At 42.2% G+C, this 19,347-nt stretch carries 13 protein-coding genes; 10 read left to right on the forward strand and 3 right to left on the reverse strand.

Annotated elements, in window-relative coordinates:
- Positions 1-58: 58 nt before the first annotated feature.
- Positions 59-2,047, reverse strand: a complete 1,989-nt coding sequence (locus QQK06_RS06470; RefSeq protein WP_284243851.1) for a tryptophan halogenase family protein — start codon at positions 2,045-2,047, stop codon at positions 59-61.
- A gap of 554 nt (positions 2,048-2,601) precedes the next feature.
- Between QQK06_RS06470 and gltB the strand changes: the two genes are divergently transcribed.
- From gltB to QQK06_RS06485, 3 genes are all read left to right on the forward strand, one after another.
- Positions 2,602-7,062 carry a glutamate synthase large subunit gene (gene gltB, locus QQK06_RS06475; RefSeq protein ID WP_284243852.1) on the forward strand — a complete coding sequence of 1,487 codons (4,461 nt, stop codon included), beginning with the start codon at positions 2,602-2,604 and terminating at the stop codon, positions 7,060-7,062.
- A gap of 29 nt (positions 7,063-7,091) precedes the next feature.
- A complete protein-coding gene (locus QQK06_RS06480) occupies positions 7,092-8,510 on the forward strand; it encodes an FAD-dependent oxidoreductase (RefSeq protein WP_284243853.1) in 1,419 nt (472 codons plus the stop codon).
- A gap of 259 nt (positions 8,511-8,769) precedes the next feature.
- On the forward strand, positions 8,770-9,450 hold the full coding sequence (locus QQK06_RS06485) for a substrate-binding periplasmic protein (RefSeq protein WP_284243854.1): 681 nt from the start codon (positions 8,770-8,772) through the stop codon (positions 9,448-9,450).
- Between the two features lie 72 nt (positions 9,451-9,522).
- On the opposite strand, the gene QQK06_RS06490 is transcribed toward QQK06_RS06485, so the two are convergent.
- Positions 9,523-11,424, reverse strand: coding sequence for a beta-ketoacyl synthase (locus QQK06_RS06490; RefSeq protein ID WP_284243855.1), 1,902 nt, complete (start codon positions 11,422-11,424; stop codon positions 9,523-9,525).
- A 135-nt stretch (positions 11,425-11,559) separates the two neighbouring features.
- Here QQK06_RS06490 and QQK06_RS06495 point away from each other — a divergent pair, with 135 nt between their 5' ends.
- The gene (locus tag QQK06_RS06495) at positions 11,560-12,573 is read left to right on the forward strand and encodes a GlxA family transcriptional regulator (RefSeq protein ID WP_284243856.1); all 1,014 of its coding nucleotides are present in this window, start codon (positions 11,560-11,562) and stop codon (positions 12,571-12,573) included.
- 15 nt (positions 12,574-12,588) lie between these two features.
- Here QQK06_RS06495 and QQK06_RS06500 read toward each other — a convergent pair whose 3' ends face one another.
- Positions 12,589-12,903, reverse strand: a complete 315-nt coding sequence (locus tag QQK06_RS06500) for an ArsR/SmtB family transcription factor (protein WP_431313641.1) — start codon at positions 12,901-12,903, stop codon at positions 12,589-12,591.
- 98 nt (positions 12,904-13,001) lie between these two features.
- Between QQK06_RS06500 and QQK06_RS06505 the strand changes: the two genes are divergently transcribed.
- The 6 genes from QQK06_RS06505 to QQK06_RS06530 all read left to right on the forward strand — a co-directional run bounded on the left by QQK06_RS06505 (position 13,002) and on the right by QQK06_RS06530 (position 19,236).
- Positions 13,002-15,554, forward strand: coding sequence for an efflux RND transporter permease subunit (locus QQK06_RS06505; protein WP_284243857.1), 2,553 nt, complete (start codon positions 13,002-13,004; stop codon positions 15,552-15,554).
- Between the two features lie 8 nt (positions 15,555-15,562).
- A complete protein-coding gene (locus tag QQK06_RS06510) occupies positions 15,563-16,354 on the forward strand; it encodes an outer membrane lipoprotein-sorting protein (protein WP_284243858.1) in 792 nt (263 codons plus the stop codon).
- A 10-nt stretch (positions 16,355-16,364) separates the two neighbouring features.
- The gene (locus QQK06_RS06515) at positions 16,365-17,705 is read left to right on the forward strand and encodes a hypothetical protein (protein ID WP_284243859.1); all 1,341 of its coding nucleotides are present in this window, start codon (positions 16,365-16,367) and stop codon (positions 17,703-17,705) included.
- A 31-nt stretch (positions 17,706-17,736) separates the two neighbouring features.
- Complete coding sequence (locus QQK06_RS06520; protein ID WP_284243860.1) at positions 17,737-17,940, forward strand: YgaP family membrane protein; 204 nt, start codon at positions 17,737-17,739, stop codon at positions 17,938-17,940.
- Between the two features lie 92 nt (positions 17,941-18,032).
- Entirely contained in the window at positions 18,033-18,662 is a 630-nt protein-coding gene (locus QQK06_RS06525; protein WP_284243861.1) for a dUTP diphosphatase, read from the forward strand.
- Between the two features lie 76 nt (positions 18,663-18,738).
- Positions 18,739-19,236 carry a helix-turn-helix transcriptional regulator gene (locus QQK06_RS06530; RefSeq protein WP_284243862.1) on the forward strand — a complete coding sequence of 166 codons (498 nt, stop codon included), beginning with the start codon at positions 18,739-18,741 and terminating at the stop codon, positions 19,234-19,236.
- The last annotated feature ends 111 nt before the right edge of the window (positions 19,237-19,347 follow it).

Genomic DNA, 19,347 nt, shown 5'->3' on the forward strand with positions numbered 1-19,347 from the left:
CTAGTTGACAGCATATACGTAATAGTAAATTGCTCCTAGACGCCCTCTTTGCTAGTTATTAACTTCTGGCATTATTCTCTTGCTCAATAAGCCTGGGAACATGCTGTAGCGAAGAGATGAACACTTCTAATTGCTGGCTAACCTGTGCAGGTAACTTATTAGATAATTTTACCTGCTGCCATTTATTTTTTTCGATAACATGTAAGCCTGAAACATTAATGTCGGTATCGTCATTTAAGGTAATTGCTAATTTAACCGGTTCCAAAAAATTTGGTTGATTAAGCATTGTCGCTAATTCATTTGTTAGCCAAGACTTTTTCTGAGTATCATGAGACATAGACAATGCTTTTTTGGTTTTGTCACTCAAGCTTGTTAAATAGATAGGCGTAAAGCCCTGTGATTCTTTTTTAAAAAATATCGGATAACGTTGACTAATATCATTTAACTTTGTCGGACATAAGTAATGCCAATATCCAAGCGTAGATTGGTCAATGTCAAGCGTAACATCTCGGTTTAGCTGGTGTATTTCATTTAAAATTTCACGATTTGTTGGCAATAAACCCGGCATTTTATCTTGGCGTTCTTTTACTTTACTAAATGCTTGTAGAGCTCGTTTAGCAAGCATAACGGGGTTGCCTAAGTGATTTTCTTGAGTTTTAAAACCCATACCATAAAGAATATATTGATAACTTGCTGCAGGGAAAAGATCATATGGGCTAAGAAAGCCGTTGTTATCAGGAGCCTGATGATACCACAGCCGCAGTAACGCTTGTAATGAATCAGGAATAGTCGTTAAGTCGCGATTATCTCGCCAAAAGCCTTCGTCATCACGTTCGCTTAATACGTAGTGCAACTTTAAAAAATCAATGATACGTTGCCAACGAAAACGCATATTGTCATTGTATTGCAGAGCAACAATATCCATTACTTCTCTGCTGGCAGGCATATGTAAAGCAATGGTTTTAGCTGCAAGTTCAACCATAACTAATGCTGATGCTTCTAACGGTTCCAAAAAGCCGGATGACATACCTACCGCAACACAGTTTTTATGCCAGAAGACTTCACGGTGCCCGGGATTAATATCTAATACTCTAAATTGCAATTGCTCTACATCAGTAACGCTATTATGTAAGTATTCTTTTAATTGTGCTTTTGCCTGCTCTACTGAGATATATTTACTGCTAAAGACATGACCGACACCACGTCTTGTAGGTAAGCCTATATCCCAAATCCACCCTGCCGATTGAGCGGTAGAAATCGTCGCAGATTCAACAGGATCTTGCACTGTTTTATAGGGTACTTGCGTCGCAATGGCCTTATCGATGAAAAGCACATCCTTTTTACTGATAAAAGGGACATTATAATGTTGACCAATTAATTTGGCGGCTTGGCCTGAGCAATCAATAAATAAATCACCTTCAATGTTACCATGCTCTTGAGTCATTAATGCGGCAATATCCCCATTTTCATCGCTTATAACGTCAATAACATCATCCAATACATGAATGACACCTAATTTATTTACACCGTGTTCAGTTAATAGTTTTGCAAATTTCCCTGCGTCTAAATGATAACCATAATTTTCAATGGTGTTAAAATCACCTAATTTGAGCTGTTTGGGGGCTTTTTTTTGCTGACATAACGTCGTTTGTAAACTAACGGCATCAGCAAACTTTTCATTTTTTCCATTTACATTGAGCTTTTGCCATCCAGCGACCAAACTAAGATCTTCAAATGATTGTGGTGGTGTAAATGGGTGATAGTAATAGTCGTTTTCTTTACCGTTTACCCAGTGAACAAATTTTGATGCTTGCTTGAATGATGCATCGCAGTGCTGCATAAAAGTTAACTCACTGATACCAAGTTGCTTTAAAGTGTTGACCATAGTAGGCCAAGTGCCCTCACCAACACCGATAGTTGGTATGTTAGGTGATTCAACTAAAGTTACTTTAAAAGGAGAGTAATCGTTAACATGCTTAGCAGCAATAAGGCTTGCGGTTAGCCAACCGGCGGTTCCACCACCGAGCACTACAATTGATTTAATCATTTACCTTCCCCTTAATATGTCAAACTTTAATATATAGTATAAATAACACAATTCAAAGGGCGCAATGCCTCATTGCAGAAAAAACGCCAGGCCAGCAAACTTTATTCTTGTTACCTAATAAGGACCCAACATCACTCAAATAAGGGGCATATAACTTTTTGCATCCCCTCGACAAACGCTTATATAGGCAATAACAATATTTTTTGAATAAATAATGAATATTTTTGATATCTATCTCGATCTCACTAAAAATGTAATTAAATTACATAAGGTTAAGTGTTTTACTAACAAATAGCCTAAACCTGATAATAATTCTCATTTTATTTTACATACAAACGCTCAATAAAAACGACAACAACAATACAAAACAACAACTTACAAAAATGTAAAAAAATTACGAGCAAAAACTCTATTTTTATTGACCTTTCACTAATAAGTGGTTAATGTTAGCCATTCCTCTTAGCTCAAAATAGATTATTTATGCAATTTTAGCACTGCTTTATTCTTTCGCATAAATTCGTTGCTAAGTCGGTATTATTATTAGGAGAAATGACATGCAGCTTTATGATCCCAACACGCAAAAAGATAATTGTGGATTTGGTTTAATCGCCCATCAACAAGGGGAAACCAGTCATAAGCTTGTAAAAACCGCGATTTCAGCCCTCGATCGTATGCAACATCGAGGAGGTATTAACGCTGACGGTAAAACCGGCGATGGTTGCGGTTTACTTATGCAAAAGCCTGACTCATTCTTTCGTGCCATTGCTGAAGAGAATAATTGGCAGCTAGGAAGAAAGTATGCCGTCGGCATGATTTTTCTTAATCCCGATCCGGTGCTGGCAGCGCAATCAAAAGAAATTTTAGAACAAGAACTTACTCGAGAAATGCTGACTCTGGTAGGCTGGCGAAAAGTCCCTACTAATCAATCCATTCTCGGTGAAATAGCAGCGAGCAATGTACCAGCTATAGAGCAAGTATTTGTTGATGCTCCTCCGGGCTGGCGTAACCGGGATCTTGAACGTCGCTTATATATGGCGCGCCGCCGGGCAGAAAAACGCATTGATGATCAGCGTTTTTATATCGCCAGTCTTTCCTGTTTAGTGACTATTTACAAAGGCTTAATGATGCCGGTAGATCTGCCAAACTTCTATCTAGATCTGGCAGATATTCGCATGCAAACCGCTATTTGTGTATTTCATCAGCGCTTTTCCACCAATACTTCGCCCCAATGGCATTTAGCACAGCCGTTTCGTTATTTGGCTCATAACGGTGAAATCAATACCATTAAAGGCAATCGCCAATGGGCTAGAGCACGTACTTATCGTTTCCAATCGCCTTTATTACCAGATTTACGTGATGCCGCACCGTTTGTTAATGAAAGTGGCTCTGACTCGTCATCACTGGATAATATGCTTGAATTGTTTTTAGCCGGTGGGATGGATTTGTTCCGCGCTATGCGTCTATTAATGCCACCAGCCTGGCAAAACAGTCCACTCATGGATGATGATCTCAAAGCCTTTTACGAATTTAATTCCATGCATATGGAACCTTGGGATGGCCCAGCTGGCGTGGTCATGACCAACGGTCGCCATGTTGCCTGTAATTTAGACCGTAACGGCCTGCGTCCGGCTCGTTATGTGATCACTCGTAATGGTTTTATTACCTTAGCATCAGAGGTCGGTATCTGGGATTATGGCGAAGACGAAGTCATAGAAAAAGGTCGTGTTGGCCCAGGTGAAATGCTGGCAATTGATACATATACCGGCAATGTCTTTCTTTCTAACGATATTGATAATGAATTAAAGGTACGTCACCCTTATCGTGAATGGTTGGATAAAAACATTCGCCGACTAGTGCCTTTTAACGAGCTAGCGGCAGAGCAAATCGGTCAACGAGTATTTGACGATCAGCATATCGCTCAGTATCACAAACTGTTTAACTACAGTTATGAAGAGATCCAGCAAGTCATTAAAACCTTGGCGGAAAATGGACAGGAAGCAACGGGCTCCATGGGGGATGATACACCCATGGCTGTGTTATCAAGCCAGCCTCGTACCTTGTATGATTACTTCCGCCAGCAATTTGCCCAGGTTACCAATCCCCCTATCGATCCACTGCGTGAACGCTACGTCATGTCTTTAGGTACCTGTATTGGCCGCGAACACAACGTTTTTAATGAAACCACTGGTCACGCCGATCGGATTTTATTTGATACCCCAGTACTAATGTATACCGGTCTCAAACAATTACGTGAACTAGATCCTAAACATTATCGCAGTGATACTTTGACGCTAAATTATGATCCGGAAGAAGGATTAGAAGCCGCTATTCGTCGCATCACTGATGAAGCCGTTGATTTGGTTCGTAATCAAAACACGGTTATTTTAGTACTTTCTGACCGCCAAATTCATAAAGGCATGCTGCCTGTTCCTGCAGCAATGGCTGTCGGTGCCGTGCAAAAACGCTTAGTTGACGAACAACTGCGCTGCGACTCAAATATCATAGTAGAAACCGCCTCTGTCAGAGACTCACACCAGTTTGCAGTATTACTGGGTCTAGGGGCGACAGCAATTTACCCTTATTTAGCATTAGAAACAGTTGAACAGCTAGTAGATCAGGGACAAATTCAGTTAACCGCACGCGAAGCAGTGATCAACTACCGTAACGGCATTAATAAAGGTTTGTTAAAAATTCTCTCTAAAATGGGAATTTCAACCATAGCCAGCTATCGTTGTGCCGGCCTGTTTGAAGTGATCGGCCTACAGCAAAATGTCATGGAGCTATGTTTTCCTGATCTGCCAAGCCGTATTCAGGGAGCTGACTTTAATGATATTGAACAAGATAATATCAACCTCGCCCGTAAAGCTTTCTTAGCGCATCAGAAAGTCAATCACGGCGGGCTACTGAAATATGTTCACGGTGGCGAATACCACGCCTACAATCCAGACGTAGTTAGTTACCTGCAAAAAGCCGTACAAAGTGGTGATTATGCTGATTATCAAACATTTGCTCAGCAAGTCAATAACCGCCCGGTAGCAGCGCTAAGAGATCTGTTAGCCTTAAAAGACGATACTCAAGCGATAGCGTTAGATAAAGTAGAAGCGGAAACCGAATTATTTAAACGCTTTGACAGCGCCGCGATGTCGATTGGTGCATTAAGTCCGGAAGCACATGAAGCGCTAGCAATAGCGATGAACCGATTAGGCGGTTTCTCTAATTCCGGTGAAGGGGGTGAAGACGAGCGTCGATTCGGCACGGTAAAAAACTCCCGTATCAAACAAATAGCCTCGGGTCGTTTTGGCGTCACGCCACATTATCTGGTTAATGCTGATGTCCTACAAATCAAAGTCGCTCAGGGAGCCAAACCAGGCGAAGGTGGTCAATTACCCGGTGATAAAGTAACCCCTCTGATCGCAAAATTGCGCTTTTCTGTGCCGGGGGTGACACTCATATCACCACCACCACACCATGATATTTACTCAATTGAAGATTTAGCTCAGCTGATTTTCGATCTTAAACAAATTAATCCAAAAGCGGTGATTTCTGTCAAACTGGTTTCTGGTCCTGGCGTCGGCACTATCGCATCAGGTGTTGCCAAAGCTTATGCTGATTTTATCACCATTTCAGGTTATGACGGCGGTACCGGTGCCAGCCCGTTAACCTCAGTAAAATATGCCGGTTGTCCGTGGGAGCTAGGCTTAGCAGAAGCGCATCAGTCGCTAGTGAGTAATGGTCTACGTCATAAAGTTCGCTTACAAGTTGATGGTGGTTTAAAAACGGGCCTAGATATTGTCAAAGCCGCTATTTTAGGGGCTGAAAGCTTTGGTTTTGGCACCGCACCTATGGTGACCCTAGGCTGTAAATTCCTCCGTATCTGTCATTTAAATAACTGTGCAACGGGAGTTGCCACTCAAGACGATGTCTTACGTGAGCAATTTTTCAAAGGCTTGCCTGATCAGGTAATGAACTACTTTAAGTTTATTGCTCATGATGTCCGTGAAATTTTAGCGCAATTAGGTGTCGAAAGTTTAACGGCCATTATTGGCCGTACTGATCTGTTAGTGCCACTAGCAGGGATCAGCGCCAAACAGCAAAAATTGGACTTATCTCCAATCATTGCACCAGTGGTGGCTGGCGAGAATACCGCGCTCTATCAAACGGAGGCAAATACACCGTTTGACCAAGGGCAATTAAACCAGCAACTGTTAAGCGCTTGCCAAGATGCGGTTGCTCATAGTAGTGGTGGGGAATTCCGTTTTGCTATCCAAAATACCGATCGCTCTGTTGGTGCGGCTTTATCTGGTGAAATTGCGCGTCAGCACGGTGATCAAGGTATGGCGTCATCACCGATCAAGATTCACTTATCCGGTACTGCCGGCCAAAGCTTTGGTGTATGGAATGCTGGCGGTTTAGAAATGGCACTAACAGGTGATGCTAATGATTACGTCGGTAAAGGCATGACTGGAGGTAAATTAACCATTAAACCACCAAAAGGCGTAGCCTATCAAAGCCATCGCACCATGATCATGGGTAATACCTGCTTATACGGTGCCACAGGCGGTAAGCTCTATGCTTGTGGTCGTGCCGGTGAACGTTTTGCCGTGCGAAATTCTGGTTGTCATGCCGTAGTTGAAGGTACCGGCGATCACACCTGTGAATATATGACTGGCGGCATTGTCACTGTATTAGGGCAAGTCGGTGTCAATTTTGGTGCTGGTATGACCGGTGGTTTTGCTTATGTACTCGATGAAGCAGATGATTTAGCAATTCGTTTAAATAATGAATCCATCGAAAGTTTAGCCATTGCAGACTTAACCATACACCAGGAACATTTGCGTGGCATTATCAGCCAACATTTTGAAGAAACTGGCAGTTTACGGGCACAAGAAATTCTCGCAAATTTCGATCAGTATGCGCCGTTATTTAAACTGGTAAAACCAACAGCCACCGATGTAAAAACCCTATTAGGGCATCGCAGCCGTTCATCTGCTGAACTACGCGTTCAAGCACAGTAATACAGAGCGCGAGTTGAGGAAGAATTAGTATGAGTAAAAATGTTTATCAATTTATCGATGTCAAACGTATCGATCCGCCGAAAAAGCCAATAGATCAGCGAAAAATCGATTTTGTTGAAATCTATGATCCACTAAGTAGCGATCAAAGTGCCGGTCAGGCAGATCGTTGCCTAGACTGTGGTAATCCGTATTGTGAATGGAAATGCCCGGTACATAACTATATCCCACAATGGTTAGAACTGGTCACTGAAGGCAAGATTTTTGAAGCAGCGGAATTATGCCATCAAACCAATAGCTTACCTGAAATGTGTGGCCGCGTATGTCCGCAGGACCGATTGTGTGAATCAGCCTGTACCCTAAATGATGAGTTTGGCGCAGTGACTATCGGCAATATTGAAAAATACATTACCGACACCGCGTTTGCCCAAGGGTGGAAACCGGATTTATCCCATGTAGAAGCGACTGGGAAAAAGGTCGCTATTGTTGGCGCAGGACCCGCAGGTCTCGCTTGTGCCGATGTACTAACCCGAAACGGAGTCAGCTGTGTGGTATTTGACAAACATGCTCAAATTGGCGGCTTATTAACGTTCGGTATCCCGGCATTTAAACTAGAAAAATCTGTTATTCAAAAGCGTCGTGAAATTCTAGAAGGCATGGGGATAGAGTTCTGCCTTAATACTAATGTCGGTGTAGATATAGAGTTTAACCAGCTCAGCAATGAGTATGATGCCGTCTTTTTAGCATTAGGTACTTATACCGATATGAGCGGTGGTTTTGACCATGAAAATGCTCAAGGCGTCTATAGCGCGTTAGATTTTCTTATTGGTAATACCCAGCACTTAATGGGCTTAACAGAAAATGTAAAACCTTACGTTAACTTTGAAGGTAAAAAAGTCGTGGTATTAGGTGGTGGTGATACAGCAATGGACTGTGTCCGTAGCTCAATTCGCCAGGGTGCGACCGAAGTGACTTGTGCCTATCGCCGTGACGAAGCCAATATGCCCGGCTCTCCACGGGAAGTACAAAATGCTAAAGAAGAAGGAGTGAATTTTCAATTTAACCTGCAACCGCTAGATATAGCTGTTGATCAAGACGGCAAAGCCTGTGGGGTTAAGTTTGTTAAAACTCAGCTAGGACAACCGGATGCCAATGGTCGCCGCAGTCCTGAGCCTATTGCGGGCAGCGAGTTTATTATGGCGGCTGACGCCGTGGTGATCGCTTTTGGATTCTTGCCTAGTCCACCGCAATGGATGAAAGATGCCGGCGTTGAACTCGATGCTAAAGGCCGGGTTGTTGCTGTCGATAGTAGCGACTTTGCTTTACAAACGTCAAAAGAAAACATCTTCGCTGGTGGTGATATGGTGCTAGGTTCAGATTTAGTAGTCACCGCAATAGATCAAGGCAGAAAAGCCGCGCTCGGCATTTTAGACTATGTATTAAGTGACTAATAATTAAATTAAAATCAAGTTAAAATTAAAAAGATAGCTTAAGCTATCTTTTTTTATGCCCTATACTTCAATAATAAACAAGTAATCGTCTAAGATTTAAACTGATAGAGTATCTATCTCATGATAAAAATAGTAACGGTCTAAATAAAGTAGAATGAACTGCACACAAAGCCAAATTCACTTCTTCATAATTCTCTCGATAGTTTTTTCTTGCAAGTTAATTGCTGCGACAAACACACCGATTTACCAAATTAAAGTAGTGACTGAATACTTAGACCCCTATCAAATTAAAAATGGCGATGGTTCATTGGGTGGGTTTTCAACTGATGTCATCAAAGCACTCTTTAAACAAGCCAATAGCAATGCGGATTTTCAAGTAATGTCCTGGGCCAGAGCCTATAAAACAGCAACAACAGAAAAAAATGTTATGATCTATTCCATCGCTCAAACCAAAGAGCGTCGGTCACTATTTCACTGGGTAGGTCACTTAACTCGTGAACGCCTCTATTTCTGGGGCTTACAAAATCAATTTCCGCCCCCTACTCCGATAATCGCCTTATTAAAAGGGTATCGAATTGCGACATCAAAGGACTCGAATGTTGCCCAATATCTTGAAGCCAATAATTTTTTTCATCTCTATTACATCACCAATGAGCAACAGGCGATGCAGATGCTTTATCGCAATCGAATTGACTTAATGATCGATACAGAACTTAATATGCAATCCCGCGCTAAACGCTTAAGTTTAGATACTTCAAAAATCAGAAAAATTACGGAAGTGCTCGAACTAAATAATAATTTGAGCATCGCTTTTAGTAAAAAGTCGGATCCTGCCATGGTGCAACATTTTCAACAAGCTTATCAAGCCATAGAACAACAAGGGATTATTAAACGGTTAAAAATAAAATGGGGCATCATTCCTGCCCCTGTAGCAGAATAAGAGTTAACCTGAAGTTATAAAAAAACGGACATAGAAAAAATGTCCGTTTTTTTATTCAGTAAAAATGAGCTGTTAAACCATATCAGCGAATGGATTCTTACTCGGTAAAGTAATTTTATGAGTTAACCCTGTCATGGCAATATCATTCGCTGTCAATTCAATATCTTCATCGCTAAGCACACCATCGCCAAATTTATAAATCAGCTCAAACTGTGCATTATCGGCCTTGGTTTGATACGTTTGCTGTGCGTGCTCAACCGTAGCGAGCTTATCCTGATAGGCTGCAAATGCCTGCTCACCGTGGCGTTTCTCCATCATAGCTAAAGTAACTTTAGGGGAAAACACGGTAGCTGTAGCATTGTTACCACCAAAGCCTTTTGAATTAATAAAGGCAACATCCATTGCCTGACAGCGCCAATGATCGGTAGCAATGTTCAAACGCTCGCTATAAACATCATCGGCAACATTATCAATAGTGGTGATCCCCGGCATAATATTGTATTCAAAAACGCCAAGTGCCCACGCCAGCTGATCACCACTTGCCGGACCTATGGTATGACCTAGATAGGCTTTAGGAGCGGCAACCGGCCAATCATTTATTGCAAAGCTCTCCGCCACTCTATGGTAAATTAAAGATTCAGTCACCCTGTTTTGCGGTGTGCTTGAACCATGCGCCAAAATAAAGCTACGCTTTTGTACCGCGTCTTCACCTAGGACTGATTTTGCCAAGGCAACAGATTTCGCCATAGTAATATAATTACCAGGGCCAGGTGCTGTGATAGATTTCTTAATACCATCGGCATTAGTATAAACATCAGCGACAGAACCCAGCACTTTAGCCCCGAGTTCGACCGCCAGACTATCATCCATTAGCACGACAAACTGTGCCGCTTCACCGATAGTAAAACCACAATTTTCACCAAACGGACGACTGGTTTTACGATGATTGGCTTCCCCCTCAGTGATACCATCAAGCTTTTTCAAGCCTTCTTCATTAGCCAAGGCGCTCATATTACCAAAGCCTTCAATGACTTCCGGTGTTACCGCACAGTCATTACTACCAACAATGGCTAAACGTATGCGTCCGGCCTGAATATCCTGAACTGCCGCTTTTAAGTTATATAAAAACGTCGCACAAGCACCGGTTGAGGTAAAGGTAGTACCAACACTACCGGTAACATAAGCATTAATAAAGTCAGTCGACATGGTATTTAAACCCAGCGCCAGATTTTTAGTTGACACACGTTCGCCACGTAAGCGGTTTTGCATCATACCGCCATGGCCTTCTGATTGTACCTGACCAAAGACCGATGCCGAGTAGGTGCCGATTTCATCCGGACTAACATGGCTGGCAATCTGCTGCCATGAATAACCGGTAGAATGAATCGCATCGGCAGCACCGAAAATAGTTGCCTGCAAACCTCTTGGCTGATAACGGCTATTATACAAAACAGCAGGATTAAAACCGGTAGGAAACTGACCTGCGGCTTTGATCGGGTTATCACGAGTTGCGGCGTGAGTCACTTCAACCTCGCCAGCAATTTCAACTCGGACTCGCTTATCTTCCAGTTCAGTTACTTGCCAGCTACGAGGTAACGGCGAAGGTAAATCGCGAGCACGCGTTTCAAAGCAAATCGCGTTATCTGTCGCTTGCATTACCAATTTCTGCTGCCATGGTGTCGCATCAGGATCAAAATGATCGGCTTCTATTTTACGAATCAAGGTGCCAGCTAAAATCTGCTCACCAAAGCGGGCTTCCACCTCACTCGCGGCAACAATATTTCCTTGTTGATCATGTAACTGACCATCATTAAACGTTAATAAATTCATTAAGGTCGCCAAACCAACAAAGGTTTCCTGACGCGCTTCGGCATTTAACTTATCAATGACAATACGACGAAAACCTTGATGGAACGACGTACGCCCCGCGGCGTTAATGCCGCCCATACCAACAATGACAGGTAATGCAGTCATAGATACTCTCTCAATTCAAATAAAACACTATTAACGCTAGTGTAAAAATATTACTGAATAAATAATGGTTAATTTCGGCCAAAATTTATGCCAAAATAGCCACCAGTTCATTATTAAGCGAAAAATAAGTAAGTGATGGCTAAAGCTCGAGCAAATACCGTAACGATAGCACTGATCCTCTACGATCATATGCTAGCAACTAGTGTTAGCTTACCAGTTGAAATGCTACGAGCGGGTGAAGCAGCGGGGTTGCAGGAAAATAAACAGGCACCACGTCTGCGTATTCAAATGGTGGCAGAATCATCGGCCCCGGTCACAACGCGAGCCTTGATTAAACTACTGCCTGATATCGATGTTGAACATGCCGCACTGCCTGATTTCGCCTTTATTCCCAGTTTGTGGCGTAATCCTCGTCCATGTATTAGAAAACAGCCAAAACTCGTTAAATGGCTTAAAACCATCTGGGACCATGGCAGCACTCTGATCGGTGGCGGCACCGGCGTTTGTTTTATGGCTGAATCCGGCGTGCTTAATGGTCATTCCGCAACAACCCATTGGCATTATGTTGAGCAATTTAAGCGAGATTATCCAGATGTTGAGCTCAAACCTGATTTTTTTATTACTCAATCTGACCGAATTTATTGTGCCGCAAGCCTAAATGCATTGGCAGATATCATAGTGCATATTATTGAACAAATTTATGGGAAAAATGCTGCGCAGCAAGTTGAGCGCAATTTTTCTCATGAAATCCGCAAACCATATGAAGAACAACGCTATTTGGAAGGTGCCGTCGACCGACATTCTGATGAACTGATCACCCAAATTCAGTTTTGGATGCGTACTAACCTAGGCTCAGATTTGTCATTACAACAACTTGCACAGCAATTTGGCATTAGCCAACGCAGCTTTACCCGACGTTTTAAAGCAGCAAATGGTATCAATGCCATGACATACTGGCGGCAGTTAAAACTGGAACTTGCCAAAGAATTACTGGCATCAAGTAACCTGACATTACAGGAAATTGCCTTTCAAATAGGCTATCAGGATCAGGGGCAACTGACTAAATTATTTAAAAAGGAACTCAGTACTACGCCAAGTGCTTATCGGGTGATGGTAAAACGCAAATTGTTTAGCCAGCATGAAAAATAAGCTTCACATCTGTTATTAACGACAGAATTCCTGTTGTAAAAAGCCAATTAAACGCACCACCGACTGATTAGCAATGCTGTAATAAATAGTTTGTGACTCACGCCGCGTTTTCACTAAACCGTCTTTACGCAACCTTGCTAAATGCTGTGACAAACTCGACTGACTCAAATCGATAAAACTATTTAATTCACTGACCGATAACTCTTCTGCCCCTAAATGACATAAAATCAACAGACGATTTTCATTGCCCATTACCTTGAGTAGCTCAGCGGCCTGACTAGCATTGTTACGTAACTCGGCGATATCTATTTCTGTCTTTTTATTCATCATTTTGCCATGCACACATATTAAAACTTACTATTGATTTTACATTAGAACATGCTAATATAAAAGTATATTAACAAATCCTAATATAAGAGGGTGTCCTGTTGCGTTATACTCAATTGCTACAATATGCATTAACTAAGCCGAAAACTATCTACGCCTTGGTATTATTCATGGTGTTAACAAGTTTAGCAATGATGCCTAAACTGACGATAGATACCGACCCTGAAAATATGCTCAGCCACAGCAATACCGACCGAGTTTTTCATAATCAGGTTAAATCGCAATTTAATATGCCGGATATGATAGTTGTCGGTATTGTTAGCCCAACCAGTATCTATCAGCCAAAAACATTAGCAATACTAACGCAACTGTCAAACGACATTTTAAACATTGAAGGAGTGATCAGTCAGGATTTACTGTCCTTAAGCGTCGTCGACAATATTAGCCAACAAGCCAATGGCGGTATTCGCTTTGAATACCTGATGAAGCAAGCACCAACAACGCAAGCAGCAAGTCAAGCGATAGCGCAAGCGATAAAACGCCTACCGATGTTAGATAATACCTTAGTATCAGGAGATAACAAAGCGGCGGCGATTTACGTACCGATCACATCGAAGGATCTCAGTTATCCGGTTGCCGAAAAAATCAGAGCCCTGAGCCAGCAATATGCCAATAGCGAGCTTGATTTTCATATTACAGGACTGCCTATTGCCGAAGATCAGTTTGGCTATGAAATGTTTGTCCAAATGGGAGTCGCTGCGCCATTAGCCGGTTGTGCAATATTTGCATTACTATGGTTTTTCTTTCGCAACATTCCATTGATCATAGCGCCGATGGCAGTGGCCATGGCGACCGTTATCACCATTATGGGTGCGCTTATCGGCTTAGGTTTTACCGTGCATATTATGTCCTCAATGATCGCTATCTTTTTGATGCCGATCGCTGTGGTTGATTCCGTCCATATATTATCGGAATTTGCCGATCGTTATAAAGCCGGAGATGATGTTAACACCGTATTAAATAAAGTGATGTCGCATTTATACACTCCTATGCTTTATACCTCAATTACTTCAGCAGTTGGTTTTTATTCACTGTTGCTGACGCCGATCCCACCAGTTAAAGTGTTTGGCGCCTTTATTGGCACAGGTATCTTGCTAGCCTTTGCTCTGACGGTGATTTATTTACCTGTTTATATTTCAAGACTAAGCCCTAAAGCATTGATTAATTTACAAATAGCCGTGGCAAAAATGGAGCAAAAAGGTAGATTAGCAAGCTTGCTACAAGGATTAGGAGCGATTGCCAGCCAAAAGACCAAAACGATTTTAACGCTCTTTACCCTGTTACTCATCTTCAGTATTCTGGGTATCAGTAAAATTGAAATTAATGATAACCCAGTCAATTGGTTTAAAGCAGACCATGAAATTCGCGTTGCCGATAAAGTATTAAATCAGCATTTTGCCGGCACTTACGATGCGTGGTTAGTATTTAAACGCGCTACAGAACAATCATCACAAGTTAAAGCGCAGTTTGTCGCCCTTGTGAAGCAAGCTAGTGCCGCAAATATTGAAACGTCGACGATAACGGCTCTTATCGATAAAGCACAAAAAAATAAAAATAATTCTCTGTTTAATCAAGAATTATTAATTGCTCTGGACGATATGGCGTTTAGCAGCACCAGTGAACAACAGGTTTACATCGATAACATGGTGCAATTTGCTGAACAGCAAAATGCTACGCAAAAACTATTTCTCCAACCAGAGATGTTAAACTGGCTTGCGAAGTTACAACAAGCAATGAATGCCACCGAGCTGATCGGCAAAAGCAATGGCTTAAGCGATATTGTCCGCACAGTTAATCGTGAATTACATTCTGGTGATGATAGCGACTTTGTTATTCCTGCAAGTAGCAACGGCGTCGCACAAACTTTATTGCAATATCAGTCTTCGCATCGCCCGCAAGATTTATGGCACTTTGTCACTAAAGATTACCAGCAATCACTACTCTGGCTACAAATGACCAGTGGCGATAATCAGCACACCAGTGCAGTAGTGGACTGGGTCAATCAGTACCTTGCCTCTAATCCAGCGCCTGCAGATATCGAAGTTGCGTGGGCAGGTAAGTCTTACTTAAATATCGTTTGGCAAGATGCCATGGTTAACGGCATGCTTAACAGCTTATTATCGTCTTTTGTTATTGTCTTTTTGATGATGGTCGCACTCTTTCGTTCATTTAAATACGGCGTGATGGCAATGTTACCACTGACCTTTACCATCAGCATGATTTACGGATTAATCGGCTGGCTGGGTAAGGCCTACGATATGCCAATCGCCGTGCTTTCTGCCTTAACCTTAGGTTTATCGATAGATTTCGCTATTCACTTTTTACAACGGGTCAGAGAGTTAGAACGAGAAACGCAAAGTTTAACAACAGCATTAACATTAATGTTTGAGGAGCCAAGCCGCGCCATTTCACGCAATGCCATAGTGATCGCCGTCGGTTTTACCCCGCTGCTGCTATCACCTTTGGTGCCTTATATTACTGTCGGTTTTTTCCTCGCCAGCATCATGATGGTTTCCGCGATAGTGACTCTGGTCTTACTACCGGCACTATTAATACGCTTTAATCGCTCAGCAAAAAAAGTATCAGCCGCTTAGGAGTTATAATGAAGACTACTACTCAAATACTTGCTAAAACACTATTTGCTTTGGTTGTGCTGGTAGCACCAGCTCAAGCCATCGACGTTAACGAAATCATAAAGCAAAGTAACCTCGCTTCTTATTATGCCGGTAACGATGGCCGCGCAGAAGCTAGGATGATCATTGTTGATGCCCAAGGTAATAAGCAAATGCGCCAATTTACCATTTTACGCAAAGATCAATCGGACTTAGGCGACCAGGATATGCTGGTGTTTTTCTCCCGCCCAACTGATGTCAAAGGCACTGTATTTCGCGTCACCAAAAAAATGACTGCTGATGATGACCGCTGGCTCTATCTCCCGGCGCTCGACCTGGTGAAACGTATTTCCGCCGGAGATAAACGCACCTCCTTTGTCGGTGCCCATTTTTATTACGAAGATGTTTCTGGGCGAAACCCGGCAGAAGATAACTTTACTTTATTAAATGACGATGGTGATAGTTATCTAGTTAAAGCTCAACCCAAAGATCCTCAATCAGTCGAATACGCCTATTATCAGGTCACTATCGACAAGCAAAGCTTTATTCCGATGGAAGTGCAATACTTTAACGACCAAGGTAAAACGATCCGCGAAATGCAGGTGCTGAAAGTTGAAAACATTCAAGGGTTTCCAACAGTCGTGCACGCCAAAATCAGTCAATTAAACAGCGGAGGCTATACCGAAATGCAATTTCGCAATGTCAAATACAATATCGGTTTACCGAATAGTATTTTCTCCGAACGTAGTTTACGCACGCCGCCCAAAACCTGGTTGAAGTAAGACAACGTTTATGAATAAACCAATACTCATTAGTTTACTATTCGCTCTTAATGCTCATCTCACTGCATTCGGTCAAGAAACGGCTACGGCTAATGAGCAACAGTGGAACAATAACGCTAGCAGTGGCTTTAGTGACGAAGACTGGGGCGATGATGATTGGAGCGAAGAACAAGCATCCCCTTGGCAAATCACTGGTTTTATTGAAGCCGCCTATGGCGAATTTTTACAATCAAACATTGTCCGTTCAAGAAATTCACTAAAAGAGCTGCGCACACGCATTAACCTTGACTATAGCCACCGATTATTTGAGTTAACAGCAAAAGGCGACCTGTTATTTGATCATGTCACTGACGATAACGACTGGCAAACCCGCGAGCTCAATATCGCTTTTAGTCCAGCAAATAACCTTGATATCAAAGCCGGGCGTCAAATATTAACCTGGGGCACAGGCGACTATGTATTTCTCAATGATTTATTTGCTAAAGACTGGCAATCATTTTTTTCCGGTCGCGACGATCAATACCTTAAAGCACCATCAGATAGTGTTAAAACCACCTGGTATGGTCAAGGCTTTTCAATTGACTTCGTGTGGACACCGGAGTTTACTCCCGATAACTATCTCACCGGCGAGCGTTTTTCATTTTATTCCCTCAACAATCAAAGTCAGATAGCGCCAGCGAAGCAGTTTAAGGTCAAGCACACCGATAACGACCAATGGTCGATGCGCATCGCAACATCTATCGACTCAGTTGAATATGCGCTTTATGGTTACAAAGGCCACTGGTCAACACCACAAGGCATCACTAAGACATCAGATGGTCAAACCTTGCCCTACTTTCCTCAGTTAAATTCCTGGGGTGCCAGTGTTCGTATGCCATTAGCTAACGGCTTATTTAATGCAGAATTCGCCAATTACAATAGCTTGGAAGATAATAGCGGCAGTAATCCGCGGATTGCTAATAGTCAACAACGTTGGCTAGTCGGCTATGAAACCGAACTGGTTAAAAATCTAACCGTCAGCGCGCAGTTTTATCTCGAGCAAACCAAAGATTATTCTGCTTACTTAAGCACTCATCCAACACCAAAACTCGCGGCAGAGGAAAATCGCCAAGTGCTGACGATGCGTTTAACTTATCGCGCAATGCAACAAAAGTTGCGATGGTCGTTATTTAATTTTTACTCGCCGTCCGATGATGATGGCTACGTCAAAGCCTCGGTCAACTATCGCTATAGCGATCGCTGGTCCGTGGCGCTTGGTGGCAATGTTTTTTGGGGCAGTCAGCCCAATAGCTTTTTCGCTCAACATGAGTCAAACAGCAACGCCTGGCTGCGTGTTACGGCACAATTTTAATTATTAATGTAAATAAATTGAGGGCTTTATCATGACCTTAGAAAACGCAGTACTTAGATTCGCTGGCATTATGGTGTTATTGTCCGTGGTATTAACGGTTTACGTTCACCCAGGCTTTGTCTGGTTCACCGTATTTATTGGCGCCAACATGCTTCAGTCAACTTTTACTGGCTTTTGCCCGGCTGCCATTGCCTTTAGAAAGTTAGGTTTCAAATCTATCGCTGAGCAAAAATAAATCCGCTAAACACCGCCAGTAAAACTTGTGACTTGTTAAGAGCTACGGCACACTATAGCAAGACACAGTTAACGCAATAAACAGAGTATTAAATGAGCGATTTATTAACAGCAAACAATCAAATCAGCCAAATGCTATCAATGCAAGATGCAATGAATTCACGAGTCAGCGAAACATGGCGGGATAATGGCTACGAATGGTATCGCGCAATTTGGGTCGAATGTGCAGAAATGCTCGATCATCATGGCTGGAAATGGTGGAAACACCAGGAGATCGATGTTGCTCAGGTACAACTAGAGTTAGTGGATATTTTTCACTTTGGTTTAAGCTTACGTTTGATGACTGGGGCAAGTGTCGCCAATATCACTGAAAAACTAGCGAACGAATTGACACAAACCACGGATGAAAGCGACTTTAAATTAGCATTAGAACAATTAGCTTCATCTGCGGTAACAGATAAAGCATTTAACGCTAACGCATTTGCTGATTGTATGCATTTAATGAGCATGGATTTAGACGAATTATTCCGCCAATATGTCGGTAAAAATACCCTAAACTTTTTCCGTCAGGACCATGGCTATAAAGACGGTAGCTACATCAAAATTTGGCACGGTGAAGAAGATAATGAAGTACTTGCTCGTTTGGTTAAGCAATTAGATGCCAGCGCCAGCGATTTTCAACAACAGCTTTATAACGCCCTAGAACAAGCGTACCCAAACTAAAACCAGCTTAAAATTGGCATGGTATTGCTTTACTGCCATGCCAGCAAAGCGCTAACGTTAATCAAGGCGAGATAATATGCGTGATATTCTAATCATCCTCTTATTAGTTATCATCATGTTGCTTAACCTGTTTGATTTTTACAACGACCTTAAAGGTGGTTCTTCTGCCTGGCACCTGATTACCGAAGCGTTATTAGTTTTTGCCACCGCGTTAGCATCTATATCACTGGTACACAAACTGCGCCGACAAGCAAGCGCCCTGCACCAGACCAAACAGCAATTAATTGACGCTGACCAAAAAATTCTTGCACTTTCAACTGAAATGGCATCCGCCAGACATCAATACAGTGAATCAATCAAACAACAATTTCTCCAATGGCAATTAACTAAAGGCGAACAAGAAATAGCCCTATTGATGCTCAAGGGGTTGAACTTCAAAGAAATTAGTATCATTCGTGACACTAAAGAAAAAACAGTGCGCCAACAAGCATCACATATTTATGCAAAAGCGAATGTTGAAGGAAGACATGAATTTGCTGCTTGGTTTTTTGAAGACTTTCTCACCGAGTGCTAGCGACGTTATAACGACTTGATTATTAATGATAATTTAATCAATATAGACATATGTCCGATAGCGATTTTCCTCATTAGTTGCTATAAGGAGATAAAACATCGACAAGTGAGG

The sequence above is a fragment of the Thalassotalea insulae genome (genome assembly GCF_030161395.1).
GTDB classification, from domain to species: Bacteria; Pseudomonadota; Gammaproteobacteria; order Enterobacterales; family Alteromonadaceae; genus Thalassotalea_E; species Thalassotalea_E insulae.